This window comes from Domibacillus sp. DTU_2020_1001157_1_SI_ALB_TIR_016 (genome assembly GCF_032341995.1).
GTDB lineage: Bacteria > Bacillota > Bacilli > Bacillales > Domibacillaceae > Domibacillus > Domibacillus indicus_A.
Genome location: NZ_CP135439.1, coordinates 1,450,006 through 1,471,207 on the forward strand (window position 1 = coordinate 1,450,006; position 21,202 = coordinate 1,471,207).

General features: G+C 45.6%; 21 protein-coding genes, 1 other RNA gene and 1 riboswitch. Of the genes, 19 read left to right on the forward strand and 3 right to left on the reverse strand.

Translation table 11 applies throughout. The annotated features are described in order from the left end of the window. The 5 genes from RRU94_RS15265 (at position 1) to RRU94_RS15285 (ending at position 3,620) form a co-directional block, all read left to right on the forward strand. Positions 1 to 489 (forward strand): cell wall elongation regulator TseB-like domain-containing protein, encoded by a 489-nt coding sequence (locus tag RRU94_RS15265; protein ID WP_315695420.1) that lies wholly within the window; start codon positions 1 to 3, stop codon positions 487 to 489. Between the two features lie 19 nt (positions 490 to 508). Then, positions 509 to 1,702 carry a pyridoxal phosphate-dependent aminotransferase gene (locus RRU94_RS15270; RefSeq protein ID WP_315695422.1) on the forward strand — a complete coding sequence of 398 codons (1,194 nt, stop codon included), beginning with the start codon at positions 509 to 511 and terminating at the stop codon, positions 1,700 to 1,702. A 95-nt stretch (positions 1,703 to 1,797) separates the two neighbouring features. After that, positions 1,798 to 2,484 carry a DnaD domain-containing protein gene (locus tag RRU94_RS15275; protein ID WP_315695424.1) on the forward strand — a complete coding sequence of 229 codons (687 nt, stop codon included), beginning with the start codon at positions 1,798 to 1,800 and terminating at the stop codon, positions 2,482 to 2,484. Positions 2,485 to 2,499: 15 nt separating this feature from the next. Next, the gene (gene nth, locus RRU94_RS15280) at positions 2,500 to 3,159 is read left to right on the forward strand and encodes an endonuclease III (RefSeq protein WP_315695426.1); all 660 of its coding nucleotides are present in this window, start codon (positions 2,500 to 2,502) and stop codon (positions 3,157 to 3,159) included. Then, positions 3,156 to 3,620, forward strand: coding sequence for a YpoC family protein (locus RRU94_RS15285; protein WP_315695427.1), 465 nt, complete (start codon positions 3,156 to 3,158; stop codon positions 3,618 to 3,620). The genes nth and RRU94_RS15285 overlap by 4 nt, the downstream gene beginning before the upstream one ends. Positions 3,621 to 3,643: 23 nt before the next feature. On the opposite strand, the gene RRU94_RS15290 is transcribed toward RRU94_RS15285, so the two are convergent. Both RRU94_RS15290 and recU read right to left on the reverse strand, forming a co-directional pair. Beyond that, positions 3,644 to 6,433, reverse strand: a complete 2,790-nt coding sequence (locus RRU94_RS15290) for a transglycosylase domain-containing protein (protein ID WP_315695429.1) — start codon at positions 6,431 to 6,433, stop codon at positions 3,644 to 3,646. A 25-nt stretch (positions 6,434 to 6,458) separates the two neighbouring features. Beyond that, on the reverse strand, positions 6,459 to 7,064 hold the full coding sequence (recU, locus tag RRU94_RS15295; protein WP_315695431.1) for a Holliday junction resolvase RecU: 606 nt from the start codon (positions 7,062 to 7,064) through the stop codon (positions 6,459 to 6,461). Positions 7,065 to 7,238: 174 nt separating this feature from the next. Between recU and RRU94_RS15300 the strand changes: the two genes are divergently transcribed. The 13 genes from RRU94_RS15300 (at position 7,239) to RRU94_RS15360 (ending at position 19,910) form a co-directional block, all read left to right on the forward strand. Then, a complete protein-coding gene (locus RRU94_RS15300; protein ID WP_315695433.1) occupies positions 7,239 to 7,718 on the forward strand; it encodes an STAS domain-containing protein in 480 nt (159 codons plus the stop codon). Positions 7,719 to 7,830: 112 nt separating this feature from the next. Continuing rightward, the gene (locus RRU94_RS15305; protein WP_315695435.1) at positions 7,831 to 8,058 is read left to right on the forward strand and encodes a hypothetical protein; all 228 of its coding nucleotides are present in this window, start codon (positions 7,831 to 7,833) and stop codon (positions 8,056 to 8,058) included. A gap of 14 nt (positions 8,059 to 8,072) precedes the next feature. Next, positions 8,073 to 8,423 (forward strand): DUF1798 family protein, encoded by a 351-nt coding sequence (locus tag RRU94_RS15310; RefSeq protein WP_315695437.1) that lies wholly within the window; start codon positions 8,073 to 8,075, stop codon positions 8,421 to 8,423. A 119-nt stretch (positions 8,424 to 8,542) separates the two neighbouring features. Beyond that, a complete protein-coding gene (locus tag RRU94_RS15315; RefSeq protein WP_315695439.1) occupies positions 8,543 to 10,780 on the forward strand; it encodes a DEAD/DEAH box helicase in 2,238 nt (745 codons plus the stop codon). Between the two features lie 11 nt (positions 10,781 to 10,791). After that, complete coding sequence (locus tag RRU94_RS15320; protein ID WP_315695441.1) at positions 10,792 to 12,015, forward strand: ribonuclease H-like domain-containing protein; 1,224 nt, start codon at positions 10,792 to 10,794, stop codon at positions 12,013 to 12,015. 305 nt (positions 12,016 to 12,320) lie between these two features. Next, a complete protein-coding gene (gene gpsB / locus RRU94_RS15325; RefSeq protein WP_315695443.1) occupies positions 12,321 to 12,650 on the forward strand; it encodes a cell division regulator GpsB in 330 nt (109 codons plus the stop codon). A 54-nt stretch (positions 12,651 to 12,704) separates the two neighbouring features. Continuing rightward, positions 12,705 to 13,100, forward strand: an RNA gene (rnpB, locus tag RRU94_RS15330) — RNase P RNA component class B. Between the two features lie 90 nt (positions 13,101 to 13,190). Then, positions 13,191 to 14,873, forward strand: a complete 1,683-nt coding sequence (locus RRU94_RS15335) for a putative bifunctional diguanylate cyclase/phosphodiesterase (protein WP_315695445.1) — start codon at positions 13,191 to 13,193, stop codon at positions 14,871 to 14,873. A 22-nt stretch (positions 14,874 to 14,895) separates the two neighbouring features. Beyond that, on the forward strand, positions 14,896 to 16,032 hold the full coding sequence (locus RRU94_RS15340) for a THUMP domain-containing class I SAM-dependent RNA methyltransferase (protein ID WP_315695447.1): 1,137 nt from the start codon (positions 14,896 to 14,898) through the stop codon (positions 16,030 to 16,032). 546 nt (positions 16,033 to 16,578) lie between these two features. Then, positions 16,579 to 16,678, forward strand: a riboswitch (purine riboswitch). A gap of 107 nt (positions 16,679 to 16,785) precedes the next feature. Continuing rightward, the gene (locus RRU94_RS15345; RefSeq protein ID WP_315695449.1) at positions 16,786 to 17,370 is read left to right on the forward strand and encodes a xanthine phosphoribosyltransferase; all 585 of its coding nucleotides are present in this window, start codon (positions 16,786 to 16,788) and stop codon (positions 17,368 to 17,370) included. After that, positions 17,367 to 18,671 (forward strand): nucleobase:cation symporter-2 family protein, encoded by a 1,305-nt coding sequence (locus tag RRU94_RS15350; RefSeq protein WP_315695451.1) that lies wholly within the window; start codon positions 17,367 to 17,369, stop codon positions 18,669 to 18,671. The genes RRU94_RS15345 and RRU94_RS15350 overlap by 4 nt, the downstream gene beginning before the upstream one ends. A 236-nt stretch (positions 18,672 to 18,907) precedes the next feature. Next, entirely contained in the window at positions 18,908 to 19,417 is a 510-nt protein-coding gene (locus RRU94_RS15355; protein ID WP_315695453.1) for a hypothetical protein, read from the forward strand. Positions 19,418 to 19,445: 28 nt separating this feature from the next. Continuing rightward, on the forward strand, positions 19,446 to 19,910 hold the full coding sequence (locus tag RRU94_RS15360; protein WP_315695455.1) for a hypothetical protein: 465 nt from the start codon (positions 19,446 to 19,448) through the stop codon (positions 19,908 to 19,910). A gap of 263 nt (positions 19,911 to 20,173) precedes the next feature. On the opposite strand, the gene RRU94_RS15365 is transcribed toward RRU94_RS15360, so the two are convergent. Further along, on the reverse strand, positions 20,174 to 20,281 hold the full coding sequence (locus RRU94_RS15365) for a YjcZ family sporulation protein (protein ID WP_315695457.1): 108 nt from the start codon (positions 20,279 to 20,281) through the stop codon (positions 20,174 to 20,176). 360 nt (positions 20,282 to 20,641) lie between these two features. Between RRU94_RS15365 and RRU94_RS15370 the strand changes: the two genes are divergently transcribed. Further along, entirely contained in the window at positions 20,642 to 20,914 is a 273-nt protein-coding gene (locus RRU94_RS15370; protein ID WP_315695459.1) for a hypothetical protein, read from the forward strand. The last annotated feature ends 288 nt before the right edge of the window (positions 20,915 to 21,202 follow it).

Sequence of the window (21,202 nt, forward strand, 5' to 3'; positions counted from 1 at the left end):
ATGCGAACAAATTTTAAAAAGTGGTTATTAATAATCGGAATTCCTTTGCTTTTAATTGCGATTATTGTCGCAATAATGTATAATAATGCACAAAAACCGTATGAAAAAGCCAGAGAGGCTGCTTTAGAACAGCTTCAGGAAAAAGCGTCTCTTTCGCAAATCGACGATGTGTACGTATATAACGGCACAAAAGCGTATTATACGGGTACAGGGAAAGATGAAAGCGGAAAAGATGTAGCGGTTTGGCTCCAGCAAAACGGCAAGTCCGATCCAATCGTCCAGCCGCTCAAAGGCAATGTAACGGAAAAGGAAGCACGCGCTCTCTTCAAGGAGGAAGCGGGCGATGCAGACATTTTATCGCAGACACTTGGCTTAGAAGGCAAAACCCCTGTCTGGCTGTTTACGTTTGAAAATAAAAACGGCCGCTTGAATTATTACTATTTGTCTTTTACAGATGGTACATGGTGGAAAAAGGTTGAAAACATTTAACAGAATGGAGAATGGATTCATGGATGTACAATTAGCAGAACGCGTAAAAGCATTAACCCCTTCAACAACCTTGGCGATTACAGCAAAAGCGAAGGAATTGAAAGCACAGGGTAAAGACGTGATTGGCCTTGGAGCTGGGGAGCCGGACTTTAATACACCGGATCATATTATTGAAGCAGCCTATGAATCGTTAAAAGGCGGCCAGACGAAATACACACCGGCTGGCGGTTTAGCGGAATTAAAAAATGCGATTATTGAGAAATTCCAGCAGGATCAGGGCATTACATATAAAGCAAACGAAATTATTGTCACAACAGGCGCGAAGCATGCTCTTTACAATTTATTTCAAGTGATTTTAAACGAAGGCGATGAAGTGATCATCCCGACACCTTACTGGGTAAGTTATCCTGAGCAGGTAAAGCTTGCAGATGGTGTTCCGGTTTATATTGACGGAAAAGAATCCAACGATTTTAAAATTACACCGGATCAGCTTGAAGCTGCTATTACAGAAAAAACAAAAGCTGTGATTATCAATTCTCCATCCAACCCAACGGGCATGCTTTATTCTGCGGATGAGCTGAAAGCGTTAGGAAAAGTGGCCCTCCGCCATAATATCTGGATTGTATCTGATGAAATTTACGAGAAGCTTGTATACGGCGACAACAAGCATGTATCGATCGCCCAATTGTCTCCTGAATTAAAAGAGCAAACGATTGTGATTAACGGAGTATCGAAATCTCACTCCATGACAGGCTGGCGCATCGGATATGCGGCTGGTAATGCGCAAGTGATCAAAGCGATGACAGACCTTGCGAGCCATTCAACATCCAATCCGACGTCGACAGCTCAATACGGTGCGATTGCAGCTTATAAAGGCACGCAGGAGCCTGTAGAAGTGATGAAAAAAGCGTTTGAAGAACGCTTAAATATTATTCATGCGAAATTAAATGAAATTCCAGGGGTTACATGCTTAAAGCCGCAAGGTGCTTTTTACTTGTACCCGAATGTAACAGAAGCAGCGGCCCTAACAGGTCACGCAAATGTGGATGACTTTGTGACAGCACTCCTTGAAGAAGCAAATGTAGCGGTAGTGCCAGGCAGCGGCTTTGGCACACCGGATAATATCCGTCTTTCCTATGCGACATCACTTGAATTGCTGGAAAAAGCAGTTGAGCGCATTGCGGATTATGTAAAATCAAACCAAAAAGGGTAATATCGATTAGAAAAGCGGTCCATTCGGGCGGCTTTTCTTTTTTTCCGTGTCCTAGTATAATATGAAGCATTGCAAAGGGTCGAGGTGGAATGAACATGAAAGAAAAAGAAATGATGATTCGCTGGATGGAAAAGGGTGCAACAAGCATTCCGAACGTTCTGTTGGAAAACTACAAGCGGCTGTCCTTAAATGAACAGGAAATGATGGTGCTGCTGCATATTTACGCATATGCGCAAAAAGGCATTACCTTCCCGAGCTTTGAAGAGCTGTCGAACCGTATGTCGATGTCGTCTTCTGACTGTGCAGGCTGCGTGAAAAAGCTGATTCAAAAGCAGGTCGTCGCAATCGAACAGGGCAGCCAGACCGGCTATGAGTTTTATTCGCTGGAACCTCTTTGGCACAAGCTGGCTTCCATTTTTGAATCAGATGCGAGAGGCCAGTCGGTGCAGCAGGCTATGGTTGAAGAAAAAGACTTATACAGTTTATTTGAAGAAGAATTCGGCCGGCCGCTTTCCTCTATTGAATGTGAAACATTGGCGCTCTGGATTGACCAGGATGGCCATGAGCCGCCTGTGATCAAAGCAGCGCTCAGAGAAGCAGTTCTGTCTATGAAATTGAACTTCCGCTATATTGACCGCATTTTATTTGAATGGAAAAAGCAAGGGATTAAAACGGTGGAGCAGGCGCGCGAGCAGGGGAAAAAGTTTCGTAAACCCACTGGAACCGAACAAATTTCCCGTTCCGAACATGCCGTCCCGTTTTACAACTGGCTGGAGCAGTAAGGAGAACAGATCAATATGCTGAACAAAATTCAAATTCGCCGCTGCCTGGATACATTTGCTGAGATGTTTCCGGACGCACACTGCGAATTAAATCACCAAAATCCGTTTGAGCTGGCCGTAGCAGTCGCACTGTCAGCGCAATGTACGGATGCGCTCGTCAACAAAGTAACCAAAGGGCTGTTTGAGAAATACAAAACGCCGGAAGATTATTTAGCGGTTCCGCTTGAAGAGCTGGAGCAGGATATCCGCTCCATTGGATTGTACCGAAACAAAGCGAAAAACATTCAAAAAATGTCGCGGATGCTGCTGGAGGATTTTGGCGGTATTGTCCCTGACACACAGGATCAGCTTGTTAAGCTGCCGGGTGTCGGCCGAAAAACCGCCAATGTTGTAGCTTCTGTTGCATTCGGTGTTCCTGCTATCGCGGTTGATACACATGTAGAGAGGGTGTCTAAGCGGCTCGCTTTCTGCCGCTGGAAGGACAATGTAACCGAAGTGGAAAACACGCTTATGCGCAAAATTCCAAAGGAAGAATGGTCAGATACACATCATCGAATGATTTTCTTCGGCCGCTATCACTGTAAAGCGCAGGCACCTCGCTGTCCGGAATGTCCGCTGCTTGATATATGCCGGGAAGGAAAAAAACGTATGAAGCTTGGAGGCACGCGTGTATGACAGTAAGGATCCCTGAAGAGCTTCGGTATTTTTCAACTGAAGGGGAAGCAGAACTGCCCGAATCCGTTTGTGTATATCCATATTTTAAATATGAATTGGGCGGAGAAAAACCGTGGGAGAGTGAAAAAAGCGGTCTCCCGCTGCTTGAGTCTGCCTGGGCAAAGATGGAACAGGCACTTGATGAAAAACAGCGTATACGCAGTAAAGATGTAAAAGAAGAAGTGGATGCGCTGTTGGCCATGTTTTTTATGGCGCTGTTTTGGGTAAACGGACAGCCGGCAGCCCCGGTGCTTTGGAAAGAAAAACAAGCGAATTTTGCGGTTAAGCCGATTAATTTTTTGGAGCGGTTCACTTATATTGATAACCGTCCTTACACATACATGGCTTATCGCCAGCTGATCGAGCTGATGACAGAGCTGAAAAAAGCCGCCGCTGTTTACGCAATAAAAAATCCCCGATGAGTTTAATCTCATCGGGGATTTTTTTATGGTGTTTCGGTTTGAACGTCAGGTGCTGGTTCAGCTGAACCATTGCCTTGCGTTGTACCAGTACCGCCATCAGTAGTACCGCTGGTATTGCCGCCAGTGTTTCCATTTGTATTACCAGTTCCATTACCGTTTCCATTGCCGTTGTTGCCTGTGGAAGGCGTGCTTGGCTGTGGAGTAGAAGGCTCAGGATCTGCCGGAGCCGGATCGGCTGGCTCAGGATCTGCCGGAGCCGGATCGGCTGGCTCAGGATCTGCTGGAGCCGGATCGGCTGGCTCAGGATCGGCTGGTTCCGGTTCTGTTGGTTCAGGATCTGTTGGTTCCGGTTCCGTTGGTTCCGGTTCTGTTGGTTCCGGTTCTGTTGTTTCACCACCAGGAACGGTTACAGATGTAGAAGCCGAATCAACGCTTTGGCCGTCGACGATGGCTGTGACCGTGATGGAGTATGTCTGCCCCGGCTGTCCGCCGCCAAAGACGGTTGAGAAGCCGCCGATAGACTGTGTTTCCAATCCATTTGATACGCTGAAGGATGGACTGCCTTCACCGCTATAGGACCATGAAACAGACATATTTCCGCTCTCGTCTGCGGTTGCCGATAAGCCGGTTACTTCACCGCTGGATGTTTCTTCTTCTGTTTGTTCTTCATCTTCTGTCTGCTCATCTTCTTCCGGTTCTTCTTCCTTTTTCGGAGCAGAACGCTTCGGCTGTTCGCCGCGGACAAATAATTCATATGTTACATCGCTGTCTGAAGCACCGCTTCCTGCCACAACTGCTGGATTCGATCCTTTGACAATTGGCAGTTCAATGACGCTGTCTGGTTTTTCAAAATCAGGTGTATCTACGTCCTCAGATACTTTTGTCATCAATTCTTTAAACAGCTGTTTTGCAATCTGCTGGCTGTCCTTGGACAAGTACTCATTGCGTTTTTCATAACCTGTCCAAACGGACGCTGTATATTTCGTTGTATAGCCGACAAACCATGAATCTGGAGAAGCGCTGGATGGAATATTGTATTTCTCGCGCTCATCCTGCGTGTAGTTCGTTGTTCCGGTTTTACCGGCCATATGAAGCGAAGGAATATTCGCTGCCGTTCCGGTTCCATAGTCTACAACACTTTCTAACATATCCGTAACCATATAAGCCGTGTAATCGCTCATGGCTGGTTCGGATTTAATATCATTTTTAACGACTGTGCCGTCTGCGAGTGTAATTTGTTTAACCGTATGCGGTTTGTTGTAAATACCGCCGTTTCCAAATGCAGCATAAGCGCCGGCCATTTGCAGCGGTGAAATCCCTTCGTCGCCATCCATTCCGCCAATCGCATAGGATTCAAATTCATTTTTCAAATTGATGCCGAGCTTGCCGGCAAATTCATAAGCGTCGTCAAAGCCGACTTCCTGGAACGTCCGGACGGCCGGTGTATTTTTTGAACGGGCGAGCGCATCGCGCATAGACATCATACCTGCGTAAGAGCCGCCCGCATTTCCAACGGAACCGCCATTTGTATATTGAAGCGGGCTGTCTTCAACTTGTTCATACGTTGACCATTTTAAATATTCGATCGCTGGGCCATAATCCAAGATAGGCTTAATCGTTGAGCCTGGCTGCGTCCGGTTATCGGTCGCGTAGTTGAAGCCGCGCTCGACCTCCTGGTTGCGGCCTCCGCCAATCGCCCGAATCTCGCCGGTTTCCGTATCTGTTAAAACGATACCGGCCTGGAAAAGTTCACTCGGGTAGTCAATGTACTCATCGCTGTTTAACAGCTCATACATAAAGTCCTGCGCTTCTTTATCAAGCGTTGTTTCGATCGTCAGTCCATCTGTGTAGGCGTTGTAGCCCATATCTTCTACTTCTTCAATTACCTGGTCAACAAAAGCGTCATATTCTTTGTCGACACCTGATTTGTTCGTTGGTTCTTCAACAAGGAAATCAGTAATGTTTTCGGATTGTGCTTCATTCATTTCGGATTCAGAAATTTTGTCATGCTGGTTCATGAGAGAGAGAACAACGTCTTTCCGCTTTTCCGCACTTTCCGGATGCTTAAAGGCATTGTAATTATTCGGGCTTTGCGGCATCCCCGCAAGATAAGCTGCTTCCGGCAGGGTCAATTCATCTAAATCTTTACCGAAGTAGTAATCGGCAGCTGCTTTAACACCCATCACCGCCGGAGTACCCGACATATAAATTTTGTTAACATACATTTCAAAAATTTCTTCTTTGGAGTATTTCTGCTCCAGTTTGTAAGCAAGATAAGCTTCCTGGGCTTTCCGCTTCAACGTTTTATCAGCTGTCAAGAAAGACATCTTAACAACCTGCTGGGTAATCGTACTGGCCCCTTGTGAGCCAAAGCCGTTTGTCACGTTTTTCACTGCTGCACCGGCAAGGCGCATCGGATCGATTCCGTGATGGTCAAAAAAGCGGCTGTCTTCCGTTGCGATAAAGGCATCGCGGACCAAAGCAGGAATATCGTCATATTTCACATATTCACGGCGTTCTGCACCAACATTGGTCAACAGTTTGCCGTCATCGGTATTAATTTTTGATGAAATCGGATCTTTTAGAAGTGATTCATCAATTTCCGGTGTATCTTTTACGTAATAAGCAAACAGTCCTGCACCACCGATCAAAACGAGTAAAGCAACTAAAAGCAGGCCGAGAAAAACCCGTTTGAAGATCGAACGTTTTTTGTTCGAAGGTGATTTGGCTGGTTTTGCTTTTCGTTGTGCGCGGGCCGGCTTTTTCTTTTGCTGGTTCCGCTTTTCAGTTCTTGATTTGTATTCGCCAGACATTTGTCTCTTTTCCTCACTTTCAAAATTAAAAGTATACATCTTCCACGGCATCCAAAAATGGAATGCGCGGAGAAAAGCCCAGTGTCAGCTCGATACTGCAGCTGGTGAGCTCTGCTTTTGTAATAGACTTGCGGCCGCCGTTATGCATACGTTCCCAGAAAGCATTCAATGCATGAAACGGCAGAAAAAAGAGCTCGTCCGTTTTAGAAAAACGGATAATTACAAAAGCGATACCGCCATGCTCGTCCACTTGTTTCATGTGGGCAATTTGGTGGGCGTGAAAGTTTTTGAGCGGAAACGACGTTTCACTGTTCGTTTCTTTCGCTTCAAAATCAATATACTTTCCTTTATAAACCCCATTGTAATCTGTTGTAGAAGCCTGCCTGAAGTAAGCTTCCTTAATGACAGCCGCGCTTCTGGCTGGATAGTCGACCCGTACAATTTGAACGGGAACAGGTTTTTTGTGAATGACCGCCATATTTCGGCCCAAATAATACGCATTCGTTTCATTAATATCGTCTTCAAGCGTCATGCCGCGGTTTGAAAAAACAGGATTCTTGTTCTGCTGCTTCGCCTGGGACGATTGAGCGGGCTGCGTATATTCTTTTCCATTCGGATAGCGGATCGCCATCTCATTCCCTCCTCTTGAATCCAATCAATATCATACCACATGAGCGAACAAATCGCCTGTTTGAAAAGACATATTCCTTTATGCCTTTTTCCGGAAGCAGAACATTGAAAAGCGACGGTCATTCGGCTAGTATATTAAGATAAATAGAATCATGATAAAAGCAGGGGATGTGCAATGAAAAAAGAAGCCAAAGAGATTGAAGCTCTTCAAGAAGAAATACGAATTTTAAAAAAAGAGCTGGCCGAATACAAGCAGTTAGTGAAGGATACGTCCGCTCCGATTATTCCGTCTATTATCCCGGAAACAATATTAGTACCATTGACCGGGAAAATGTCGCAGGAACGATTTGAGCTTATTATTTCTGCACTGATGGATGCATGCTACCAAAACGAAATAGAAACCGTTATTATTGACTTTACGGCCATTACCAAAAAAGAAATTGAAGAAACCGAGCTGCTTGGGCAGTCCATCGATCAGCTCGTTGGTTCGTTAAACTTGATGGGTGCTGAAACATTTTTAGTCGGATTTACACCAGCGTTCACCCAGGAGCTTATGCGAAGCGGCATGCGGATTCGTCCGGATTTGAATACGTTTTTAACGTTCCGTCACGCGCTTCAGTTTTTAATGAAGAAAAAGGGCATGACTTTTGCGTAAATTGTCGGATTGCCGCTTTCTTTGCCGTGTGTTCACTAGTTTTGTCAAGCAGGAAGGAGATCTTCTTCCGGCGGCGAATTTTACTAGTCAACAAAGCAAAGGGGTGACGGGAATGACAAAGCAAGAGTGGATGGAAGAGCTGGCACAATTGGAAAAAGATACATTAGAGCTTGAGCAGCGATTGAAAATGAGGGTGGCAGACGAACGAAGCCGCAAAATTGCCGGCTTTCGCATCCACGCAGAGCGGGTTCATAACCGTTTGCTTCTAGTGGAAGAAGGAGCACGCTTTTTGTGCGGAGATGTAGTGATGCCGCTGAAGCCAGCAGCTGGCTCAATATGAAATGAGGGTAGAACGTGTCTTTAGGCGATCAAACAGTGAAATTACAGGAATTAATCCAACAAGCGAAAGCTATTTTTGAAGCAGGCCGCCAAACAAAGGAACCGGCTGATTTTTTCAAAACCGTAAAGCCGTTTGCAGACGAGGTAGATGCTGCAGCGGACGCTTGGGAACAAGCGGCGCTTTCGTATTTAAAAGAGCATCCGCAAAAATACGTGCATGCTGCCCAGATTATCCAGGCAGCTGATAACGCCCGGCGGGTTGGTGCTCATGCCCATTTTTTTGATACAGGAAAAGCAAAGTTTATTCAATCAGCAGATTCAGCCCTGTACGTGCTTGAATCGCTTTATCATAACTTGGAAAAATAAGAGCGCATTCAAGCGTTCTTTTTTTTTGCTTTTAAAAAGATCGTTTGTTCGATAAGATAGAAGGAAAAGAACCGATTTTTAAGATCGAAAGCAGCAGGAAAAGAGGTGCCAGCAGGGCAATGTGGAAAAAAACACTTGTAGAGATGATTGAAGAGCTGCGGCAGGATGAAAATGTCATCCACTGGCATGAATTGGAGCCAGTAGAAGCAAAAACACGTCCGATGCCGGCTTTTTTAGATGAGCGGCTGAAAAGGGCACTGGAAGCACGCCGGGTGCGCGAGTTATACACCCACCAGTATTCAGCTTTAGAAGCTGTGCAAAAAGGAGAAAATATTGTAGCAGTGACCCCGACCGCTTCGGGCAAAACGCTTTGCTATAATCTGCCGGTCCTGCAAAAAATTGCGGAAGATTCAACAAGCAGGGCTCTTTATTTGTTTCCGACGAAAGCACTGGCACAGGATCAAAAAAGTGAATTAAACGAAATAATTGCTGAAATGGGTGCCGATATTAAAAGCTTTACTTATGATGGAGATACATCGCCGACGATCCGCCAAAAAGTCCGGCAGGCGGGGCATATTGTGATGACCAATCCTGATATGCTTCATTCGGCTATTTTGCCAAACCATACAAAATGGGTCAGTTTGTTTGAGAACTTAAAATATATCGTCATTGATGAACTGCATACGTACCGCGGTGTATTCGGCAGCCATGTTGCGAATGTAATTCGCCGCCTGCTGCGTATTTGTGCTTTTTACGGAAGCAGCCCGCAGTTTATTTGTACGTCTGCCACGATTGCCAATCCGAAAGAACTCGCTGAAGCGTTAACGAACCGGCCGATGCGGCTGATCGACAACAATGGAGCACCACGGGGGCGGAAGCACTTTGTTTTTTATAATCCGCCGGTTGTGAATGAACCGCTGAATATTCGTCGTAGTGCGACCGTTGAAGTAAACCGCCTGGCGCAGGAATTTTTAAAAAATAACATTCAAACGATTGTATTTGCGAGAAGCCGGGTCCGGGTTGAAGTGATTTTAAGTCATATTCAGGAACTGGTGAAGCGGGAGATCGGCCCGAAAACGATCCGCGGCTACCGGGGCGGCTACTTGCCGAAGGAGCGGCGTGCGATTGAGCAGGGGCTCCGAAGCGGAGACATTTTAGGCGTGGTCAGTACGAACGCGCTAGAGCTTGGCGTCGATATTGGGCAGCTGCAGGTCTGCGTGATGACCGGCTATCCGGGCAGCATCGCAAGCACCTGGCAGCAGGCCGGCCGTGCCGGGCGGCGTCATGGTGAAGCAGTCATCATTATGGTGGCAGGCTCGGCGCCGATTGACCAGTATGTCGTGCAAAATCCGGATTATTTCTTTGAGCGAAATCCTGAATCAGCCCGCATTAATGCCGAAAATTTAATTATTTTAGTCGATCATTTAAAGTGCGCAGCGTACGAGCTGCCGTTTCGGGAAGACGAACTGTTCGGCCCGATGGAGGTAGGCGAAATCCTGGAATATTTGCAGGAGGAGCGGGTTCTTCATTACAATGGAGGCAAATATCACTGGTCTCATGAATCGTTTCCGGCGACCAATATTTCTCTTCGCTCGGCTGCACAGGAAAATGTCGTTATTGTTGATCAGACTGAAACAGCTAATGTAAAGATTATCGGCGAAATGGACCGGCTCAGCGCGATGACGCTTTTGCACGATGAAGCGATTTATTTGCACGAAGGAGTGCAGTTTCAAGTAGAAAAGCTGGATTGGGAGCATAAAAAAGCATACGTCCGCCAGGTGGATGTGGAATATTATACAGATGCTAATTTGGCGGTTCAGCTGAAAGTACTGGAAATAGACCGGACGCGGGAGCAATCGCTTTCCTCTGTTCATTACGGTGACGTCACGGTGAATATATTGCCGACCATCTTTAAAAAAATTAAATTGACGACTTTCGAAAACATTGGCTCCGGGCCGATTACACTGCCGGAAGAAGAAATTCATACGAGTGCAGTCTGGCTGGAGCTGAAAATCGATGAGCCTGAAAAATCACTGGAACATTTGCTCATGGGCATTGCGAACGTTCTGCACCATGTGGTGCCCATCCACACTATGTGCGACCGGAGTGATATTCACGTCGTTTCACAAATTAAAGCGGCCCATACAGGACTGCCGACTATTTTTTTATATGATCATTATCCGGGCGGCATCGGTCTTGCAGAAGATGTGTACAAGCGGTTCGACAGTGTCAAGGCGGCAGCCATTGATTTGATTCGCAGATGTCCGTGTGAAAACGGCTGTCCTTCCTGCGTTGGCATGGGGTTTGAGGGAATGAATGTGAAGCAAAAAAGCATTGAGCTGCTCAACCGGTTTTAAGGGGGCTAACAATGAGTTTAATGAAAAAGCTGCAGCGGCAGAAAAAGCATATTGTACGTGATGGGGAAAAACCGGCTGCTAAAAAAGTGGAAGCACCAAAAGAGATTCGGCATTGGGAGACGTGGAGAGCAGCGGGAGCCGAGCTGTTTGAATTTGAAGGGGAATATTGCATCACGCGTGAAACGCACCATCCGCTCGACACGCTCCACGGCTTGTATACATTTAGTGAGGCGCAAAAAACGATAGCACAGTGGTCATCTTTTAGTGGACATCATCCACTGTCGGCTAAAGGATTTCATCCATCTGATTTATACTTCTTTGATATTGAGACGACCGGGCTCAGCGGTTCAGGAAGTGTTATTTTTTTACTTGGAACTGCGCGCATTCATGACCATCAAGTGACGGTTAAGCAATTTTTTCTCCCTTCTCCAGGCAATGAAACGGCACTGTATGCGAAATTTCTGCAGGAAACGGACTATACGACCCTGGTAACGTACAATGGGAAATCATTTGACTGGCCGCAGGTAAAGTCACGTCATACGTTTGTGCGCGAGCGGGTGCCGGCACTGCCGGCTTTTGGGCATTTTGACCTTTATCATGCATCCCGCCGGCTTTTTAAGCATACAATGGATTCGGTTAAGCTTGTCAACGTAGAAAAAGAGCACCTCGGACTCGAACGGGTGAATGATGTTCCCGGCCATTTGGCACCGATTATTTATTTTGATTTTATCGATCGGGGAGATCCAGAGGGTGTCCTGCAGGTGATGAAGCACAACGAGCGCGACATTTTAAGCTTAATTACTTTATATACGCATATCAGCCGTCTCGTGCTTGATGAAGAAGGAGGAAGCGATGACCAAACGACTCTTGAGGTAGGGAAGTGGTTTGAAGCATCAGGAAACCGTGCGGCAGCAAAAGAATCCTTTCAAAACGCTGCCAAGAGCAGCCGGGACGACGTCGCTTTAGATGCGGCGTTCCGGCTTGCGATGCAGCTGAAAAAGGAACATTCTTTTGAAGAAGCGGTGCAGTTGTTTACCCGTGTCCGTCAGGCTGGGGCGGACCGCTCCATCGAAGCAGCCGTTGAGCTGGCCAAGCTGTATGAGCATAAATGGAAGGATGTTCCGATGGCGGCAAGAGAAACCAAATGGGCCCTGCAGCAAAAGCAGGAAAATCCGGCAGTTGAAGCCGCGCTGTTACACCGTTTGTGCCGGCTTGAAAAAAAGTTGTCGAAATAACCCGAAAATGACTGTCATATAGTTGTAACTTTTTTAAAAACACCGTAAAATGATAAATGGTTGTTTTTGAGATAAACTATAAATATGGGGTGAATGACAGGTTGTATCGTGCAATTCTATTTTTATTTTTCGTGTTTGTCGGCTTAACTGCATTCGTATTAACAAACTTAAAAGATAGTTTTTACGCATTGTTATAAGGAAAGAAAAAAACCTCTTGTCTGCCTGCTTTCCGATTGACAAACGACCCTGTTTTTGAAACAATTAATGAAAAAATAGGCAGGATGCGATGAAGGTGGTGCAAGGCAATGTTGTCGGATAAACTTAAGTTAACAGGAAAAGATATCCTGGAAAAAGAATTTAAAACATCGATGCGGGGCTATAGCCCGGATGAAGTAGATCAATTTTTAGACCTTGTCATAAAAGACTATGAAGTATTTCAGCAGGCAATTGAAGAGCTGCAGCAGGAAAACTTGCGCTTGAAAAAAGAAAACAGCACGATTTCAGCCCGGAAGCCGATTCCGGAAGCGCCAATTCGCCAGCAGCAGCCGGCTCCGGGATCAACCAATTTCGATATTTTAAAACGCTTATCGAATTTGGAACGCCACGTTTTTGGCGACCGTCTCCATAATGAATAAATTACCATTGCGAAATCTCGCGGTTTCTTTTATAATAAGGAACGAAATCGAATAACGTTTGGGTAATCGCTGTGAGTCTTGCGCTCGCAGAGGAAAGTCCATGCTCACACAGTGCTGTGATGCCTGTAGTGATCACGCCTGGCGAAACCATAAGCCAGGGCAGCAATTTATTTTGCTGACGGCAGGGAAAACACCTACGTCCTTCTTGGATATGGTGTGAATACCTTGAAAGTGCCACAGTGACGTAGCTTTGCTAGAAATGGCAAAGGTGGAACGAGGTAAACCCCGTGAGTGAGCAACCCAAATTTTGGTAGGGGCACTTTCCGGACGAAAACGAACGAATGGAAAGGTGAAACATATAGGTGTTTCGCAGATAGATGATTGCCACCGGAGTACGAGGCCATACCCTGGCCGTTTGTAGTACAATGGTACAAAACATGGCTTACAGAACGTTATTCAGGGTTTATGAAATCTAACTAACACAGCTCTCCTTTATAGGGGAGCTTTTGTTCTATTTGGCGGGGGAGCTGACTCCTTTTTATGAAGGATTATCCAAAACAAATTAATGAATTAATCGTTAACTACATCCGTGAAGGCGTTATGGTTACGGATAAAACGGGTGTCATTTTATTTGTAAATCCAGCGTTTCAAGTAGTGACTGGCTACAAAGCAGAAGAAGTGATTGGAAAACAGCCGAGCTTTTTACAGTCGGGCCTGCACAATCGCCCATTTTATGAACAAATGTGGAAAACCATCACCCAAAAAGGACAATGGAGCGGTGAAATATGGAACCGGCGCCGCAACGGTGAGCTTTATCCAGAGTGGCTGACCATTTTGGCCGTGCATGATGACCAGGGAAAAGCGGAACACTATATTGGTGTTTTTACCGATATTTCCGATCAGCGCTCTGCAGAAGCAGAAGCAAAAAGACTGGCCCATCAGGATGCTTTAACGGGAGTGGCCAACCGTTACGCTTATTATACGCGAATGGCTTCTGTGATAGAAACTTCTCAAACATACAATCAAAAATTAGCTGTATTTTTACTTGATTTGGATCGTTTCAAACAAATTAACGATACGTTCGGTCAAAAAGCGGGAGACGAGCTGCTGATGGATTTAACCAGCCGCCTGAAACGGCTGCTTGGCAATAAAGATATGATCGCCAGGCTCGGGGGAGATGAATTTTCTCTTACACTGACCCATCTCCATCACGAACGCGAGGCTTTTCAGCTGGCGGAAGCAGTAATTTCCTCTTTTTCGGCTCCTTTTCATATTGCAGGGCAGGATATTTATATCTCAACGAGTATGGGCATCAGTTTTTTTCCTGAAGACGGCCATGACGTGGAAACGTTAATTCGGCATGCAGACAAAGCCATGGACCATTCTAAACAAACAGGGCGGAACCGTTTTTCGGTTTACCGTGAAGAGATGAACGAGGAAACGAAAGAAGCCCTGACCATGGAAATGGAGCTGCGCCGTGCCATTGAGCGAAATGAACTGATGCTTCATTATCAGCCGCAGGTTGATGCAGTTTTTAAAAAAGCAGCGGGTGCAGAAGCGCTGCTTCGATGGCATAATAAGCATTATGGTTATGTGCCGCCTGCTGTTTTTATTCCGCTGGCAGAGAAAACCGGCCTGATTATTCCAATTGGAAAATGGATTATAAGGCAGGTATGCCGTGATTTACATACATTGAGCCGACATGGGTTTACCGATTTACCAATTGCGGTAAATATATCGGCTTTGCAATTTTTACAGGATGGATTTGTGGAAACCGTCCAAGCTATTTTATATGAAGAAAATATTCTGCCGGAGCGTCTCGAACTGGAGTTAACAGAAAGTACCGTTATGCCAGACGCACAGTCTTCCATCCAAAAGCTGGACCAGTTAAAAGGGCTCGGCTTCCGGTTATCTATTGATGATTTTGGGACAGGGTATTCGTCGCTCAGTTATTTGCGCCGATTTCCTATTGACCAGCTGAAAATCGACCGAAGCTTTATTCAGCTGATGGATGAAGACGAGGATGATGCTTCGATTGTGGAAGCCATTATTACGATGGCGCATCGCCTTCATTTGAAGGTTGTGGCCGAAGGTGTTGAAAATGAGCGTCAATTTCGGCTGCTGCAGGAAGAGTCATGTGATATCGTTCAAGGCTATTTTTATTCAAAACCGATTTCTTTATCCGAGCTGATCACTTTTTTGCAAAATGATTGGCCGAAATGAATCGATACGAAAAGAGGATGTTATGTATACATTAATCGCAACTGCTGCGATGGGACTTGAAGCCATCGTAGCCAAAGAAGTAAAAGATCTTGGATATGAACCGAGAACAGAAAATGGAAAAGTGTATTTCGAAGGAGATGCTACTGCGATTGCACGCTGCAACATGTGGCTGCGTACAGCTGACCGTATAAAAGTGGTTGTGGCTGAATTTTATGCCAAAACATTTGATGAGCTTTTTGAAAAAACAAAAGCGCTTCGCTGGGAAGACTATCTGCCAAAAGACGCCTCGTTTCCTGTACAAGGGAAGTCCGTTAAATCTACCCTGTTTAGTGTTTCTGACTGCCAGGCGATTGTGAAAAAAGCCATCGTGGAGCGGTTAAAATCCGCTTATCACGTGGAAACGTGGCTGGCTGAAACAGGAGCGCGTTTTCCGCTCGAAGTGGCTCTTTTAAAAGATAAAGTAACCTTGACAATCGACGCAAGCGGTGCCGGCCTGCATAAGCGCGGCTACCGGACCGGGCAGGGAGAAGCGCCGCTGAAAGAAACGCTGGCCGCTGCCCTTGTCCAGCTGACAAATTGGTATCCTGACAAGCCGTTTGTAGACCCGTTCAGCGGCTCTGGTACCATCCCAATTGAAGCGGCACTGATCGGCCAGAACATCGCTCCAGGCTTTAACCGCGAATTTATTTCCGAAGGCTGGGACTGGATCGGCGGGAGTATTTGGGATGAAGTACGAACGGAAGCAGAAGATAAAGCGAATTACGATCAGCCGCTTGATATCGAAGGGCTGGATGTAGATCCGAAAATGGCCCGGATTGCCGAAGCGAACGCGTTTGAAGCAGGGCTTGGAGATTTGATCCGGTTCCGCACAGAAGATGCAACGAAATTTCAAACTGATAAGGAATATGGTGTAATTGTTGGCAATCCGCCGTACGGAGAACGCCTCAGCGACCGTCCGGGCGTTGAAAAGCTGTATGCTGATTTAGGACGTGCTTTTAAGCCGCTCGATACGTGGTCCATTTATGTATTAACGTCTCATGAAGGATTTGAAGAAGTATATGGCCGTCCGGCTACGAAAAAACGCAAGCTGTTTAACGGATTTATCCGCTGTGATTACTATCAATACTGGGGCAAACGTCCGCCTCGCCGCGAAAGTTAATCATCGAAAAAGCCTTTGACTATTTTGCGGTCAAAGGCTTTTTCTACTCTATAAAATGCCTGGCGGCTACACCGGTCTCAGCTGCCCGCTCGTCCCATAGGAGTCTGCACCGTCTTCCCGCCGCCAAGTGGCTTGCGACAAGATTGTTTAGAGCTTATAAGGTCGTATCTTTCTGTTTAAAAAGAGAAAATGCCTATTCAGTCCTTGTTTGTGAATCTTCAATACCACTTAGTGAAGCCTGCCGGACGAAGACTCCTTCGGGAAGTACAGTGAGTCGGGAGACCCCGCAGGCGCAGCCGAGGAGGCTCCCGCACTGCCCTAAGGGGCGCGAAGTCCGGCCGGCTTCACTGATCGGCTCTTTTTTAAAAGGGAAAGACTTTATCTACACACTGAGCCTTTGACCGTTTTTTTGTCAAAGGCTTTTTCTGTCCTATAAAACATCCGGCGGCAAGAATATGTAAAAAGAAAACGAATAATCAGAAAACAAAAAAATAAAATGTTCGTGTTTTGTATTGATTTTCTTGAATGTTATGCTATTATAATGATTATCAACTAAACATATTCACTCATATAATCGCAGGAATCGGCCTGCAAGTTTCTACCGGACACCGTAAATGCTCCGACTATGAGTGAACAAGAGAACGGACCCGTCTGTTCGAAGCCTGAAGGCATTGTTCACTCTTTTTTGAGGAATACGTTGCGCTTCAGGCTTTTTTTATGCCTGAAGACGAATCAAAGGAGGAAACCCACACTATGAAGCGTCTTCATGAAAAAATGGAACAGGACGGACGCGTGCTTTCTGAGCACGTTTTAAAAGTAGATTCGTTTTTGAATCACCAGATTGATCCGCAGTTAATGAAAGAAATCGGAGAAGAATTTGCCCGGTTGTTCGAGGGAGCAGGAATCACAAAAATTGTCACATTAGAATCGAGCGGCATTGCTCCATCTGTGATGACCGGCCTTGTGTTAGGGGTGCCGGTTGTGTTTGCACGCAAGCGCCAGTCTTTAACGATGACGGATGATCTCTTGACGGCGGATGTATATTCTTTTACAAAAGAAACAACCAACCGGATTGCGGTTGCTCAATCTTTCTTGAGCGAAGACGATACAGTGCTTATTATTGACGACTTTTTGGCAAACGGCCAGGCAGCGCTTGGCTTAATGGATATTGTAAAGCAGGCAGGAAGCAAGATTGCCGGAATCGGCATCGTGATTGAAAAGTCGTTCCAGGATGGACGAGCTTTATTGGAAAGGGAAGGCGTACGGGTAGAGTCACTTGCCAGAATCGAATCTCTTCATGATGGAAAAATTCAATTTAAAGTGGAGGTACACCAATGAAACCGACACGTTTAAAAACCGCTTCGCTCGGTATTCAGCATGTGTTAGCGATGTATGCAGGAGCAGTGATTGTGCCGCTGATTGTAGGCGCAGCGGTCGGTATGACGCCGGCTCAGTTAACGTACCTTGTTTCAATTGATATTTTTATGTGCGGAATTGCGACGCTTCTTCAAGTATACCGCGGCCAATGGGTCGGCATCGGCCTGCCAATTGTACTCGGCTGTACCTTTACCGCCGTCAGCCCGATGATTGCTATTGGGGCGGCAAATGGTGTTTCCGCTATTTACGGCGCGATTATCGCTTCTGGTATTTTTGTATTGGTTATTGCTCCATTTTTCAGCCGGCTTGTCCGCTTTTTCCCGCCGGTCGTGACGGGTTCCGTTGTGACGATTATTGGTGTTACTCTTATTCCAGTGGCGATGAACAATATGGGCGGCGGACAGGGAAGCCCTGATTTCGGCTCTGCCGAAAATATTACGCTTGCGTTTGCAACGCTTGCTGTCATTATTGTGATGTACCGCTTTTTCAAAGGATTTGCCCGCTCGATTTCTGTTTTGCTTGGTTTATTGTTCGGGACTGTCCTTGCTTTTTTCATGGGTAAAGTCGATTTCTCCGCTGTCGCGGATGCCTCATGGTTCCATTTAGTTCAGCCGTTTTATTTTGGAACGCCGTCATTTGAATGGACAGGCATTTTAACGATGATTTTAGTGGCAATGGTCAGCCTCGTTGAATCAACAGGTGTATACTTTGCCGTCTCAGATATTTGCGATAAAAAAGTAACAGAAAAAGATTTAGCCAAAGGATACCGTGCAGAAGGACTGGCGATTGTACTTGGCGGCATTTTTAATGCTTTTCCGTACACGGCTTTTTCACAAAACGTCGGGCTCATGCAGCTTTCAGGCGTAAAATCACGCAGCGTCATTTTCTATACAGCAGGCTTTTTAATCATCCTTGGCCTTGTACCGAAAATCGGCGCATTTACGACGATTATTCCATCTAGCGTGTTAGGCGGCGCGATGGTCGCGATGTTCGGAATGGTTGTTGCGCAGGGCGTTAAAATGCTCGGCCGCGTGGATATGAATGCGCAGGAAAACCTGCTTATTATTGCTTGCTCAGTCGGTCTGGGTCTTGGCGTAACAGTGGTGCCGGACTTGTTTAAAGGCCTGCCAGGCGGCATTCAAATCCTCACAGGCAACGGTATTGTAGCCGGCAGTATGACGGCGATCATCCTTAATATCGTATTTAACGAATTAGGCCGTAAAAAAGCATCGGTTTCTGTAGTGGAAAACAAAGTTTCGTAATTAAAAAATAAAAGTACTCCCACATTTTAAAAGCGTGAAAACGTCGCGACGTCATCTACATTTCTTTTACAAAAAGAGGTGGAGGTGGCGTTTTTTTTGTGTTCAAAAAGATTAACAAAAAGAAAAAACTTCTAGTGACGAATTGGAATTTAGTTTTACACTTGAACAGACTTTTGACTACTTTTTATTTACGAAGAAATCTGAAGGATTAAGGCAGCCAGCAATAAAAAGTCACCTTGAACATTATAACTTTTTATGACGTGGTTAACCGGAACGCATCCAGAAATAAAAATGGCTTCCAATTTAACCTCGTTTACGGTGCGGCAGTGTATCTAGTCTACATGCAAAACGATCATTACAATTATAAAACCAAAATGAATGGATTAAGTGTACAAACAGTCAACGCAAGGCTGCGATTTTCAAAAACATTTTACAGCTTTCTAGAAGATGAGAACTTAATCAAAGACAACAGTATCGACAAGATCAAGCTCCTGAAATCTGATGAAAGGAAATTTACGAAGCTTACGGATGATGAACTAAAAAGATTATTTGAGATACCGAATAAAGAGAACTTTCCCCAGTTTTGGGATTTTGTCATTTTACTTGACTATTTGCGCGATATTTCTCGTGAGTACCCAGGCTTGTCATTCCGTAAGCAGCGTACGATTGCTGCTGACTTTGGCGTAGAGGAGCCGGACACGATCGGCGTACGGCTTAAAAAAACTGGCGTCTTTAGGTATCGTTAACATACTGCCCACAAAGCACAGCCCGACGATGCAGCAGACCGTAAATTTGGTGCAAATACTGCCGACTGAGCCAGCGGAAGATGAAAAACGTGGACAAGAGACGGAGGAAAACGGGGAGCATGAAGTCAATAACTCTTTTAAGGCTAGTACTAATATTAATATCAATACGTATCAGCCTACGGCGCCGCTTACGTTTTACCAACGTTTCAAGTCGCTCATCTCGTCAACCATTGGCGAAAACCAACCGTTAATCATCCGTTTATTTGGTGTTTACAAAGGGCAGACCGCAATCCTAATCGCTTATGACAAGGGCGACCTTGAAAACATCGCTATAAGCGCGTTACATGTCGCTGTTATGTCGACCAAAAACCGCCGTATTCATAATCTGCCGGGCTTCTTTAACGGTATTATCAGCCGTATGCTAGACCGTTATATTCGCGATGTGATTCAGCAGGAATCCGTTCCATTAACGGAACCGCTGCAGGTTTGGTGAAAGGCGCACAAAAAAAAGGCCGCGGAAAAAGATCCGCAGCACACAAGATGAACTATGTAAAACTCGGAGATAGAGTGGCGGGTGTGTGCCACACGATAATATTTACCCACTTGGGCGCTAATGTAAACCGGGTTACATAAAAAAAGCCGCGGAAAGAGATCCGCAGCGATAAAAGCGCCATTTCTAGGCGATTGAGAACTCTGGGCTAGGGAATCGATGAAATGACGCCTGACGGCAGGATATAGCGTGGGGGCATTTTTTAATTAATATTTAACGAATGAAGCACCAACAATGATTAAAAGAATGAACAGCACTACAATCAGCGCAAAACCACTGCCGTTGCTGTATCCGCCTTCACCATACATACCCATACCATTTCACCTCCTTTACAGAAGGATAGCGAAACAATTATATAAATCAATCTATCGGAATTAATCTATAATAATTGAATCTATGTTATAGGATATGAACGGAGATGCGTATCCGATTGAGCGGTTGTCTCTCTAATAATCTCTTTTTGTGAAAGAGAACAAAAAATTTAAACCGGAGGTATCAAACGGATGACAAAAAGCAAAAAGAAACACAGTAGACAGCTCTCTTAAGGGCCGCCGCTAGATGGCCAACATTACCTTGCCATGGAACTTATGATAAAGCCGTATTATGACCAAAAACGTGGCCGCAATCTTCGGTTAAGCCGCTCAGAAATTGCGGAGGTCGTCGGCGTATCCTGTATGCAGCTTTATCGTTGGGAACCGCGTAAGGACTTCCAGCTTGAAAAAGGTAAAAGGCACCGCGCATACTTGGGTAAGACAACTCCGAAGAGTCCAACTCATGCGGAAATGGCTTTAAAAGGCGGAGCAGTTCATTATTTCGGCGATTATGGACATAATGAGACAACTGCACTGGGAGCTGCCTATCTGGCGGAACTTGCTGCGGGGTTCTGGAAGTTTCGGGATAAAAAACTCTCATGTTTGAAAGACGTCACCTTCATTGCTTTCGATTAAAAGAAATGAAGGTGACGTCTTTTTTGTATACAAAAAAATTTTAAACGATGAAAGGAGTTTACCTTTTCGTTTCAGCCGGCTTCCGATTATTTTTCCTCAGCAAAGAAATCCTAAGGATGAAGGCAGCCGACAATAAAAAGTCACCTTGTGCGTTCCAGCTTTTTATAAAATGGTTAAAAATCGTTACAAAACGCTTCCCACAAAGACATATACAAAGCGGCAGAAGCAGCGATGGAGCGCTCAGAGAAGTGACTGGGCTGAATGAAATACGTATTGAGCTGCGCTTAT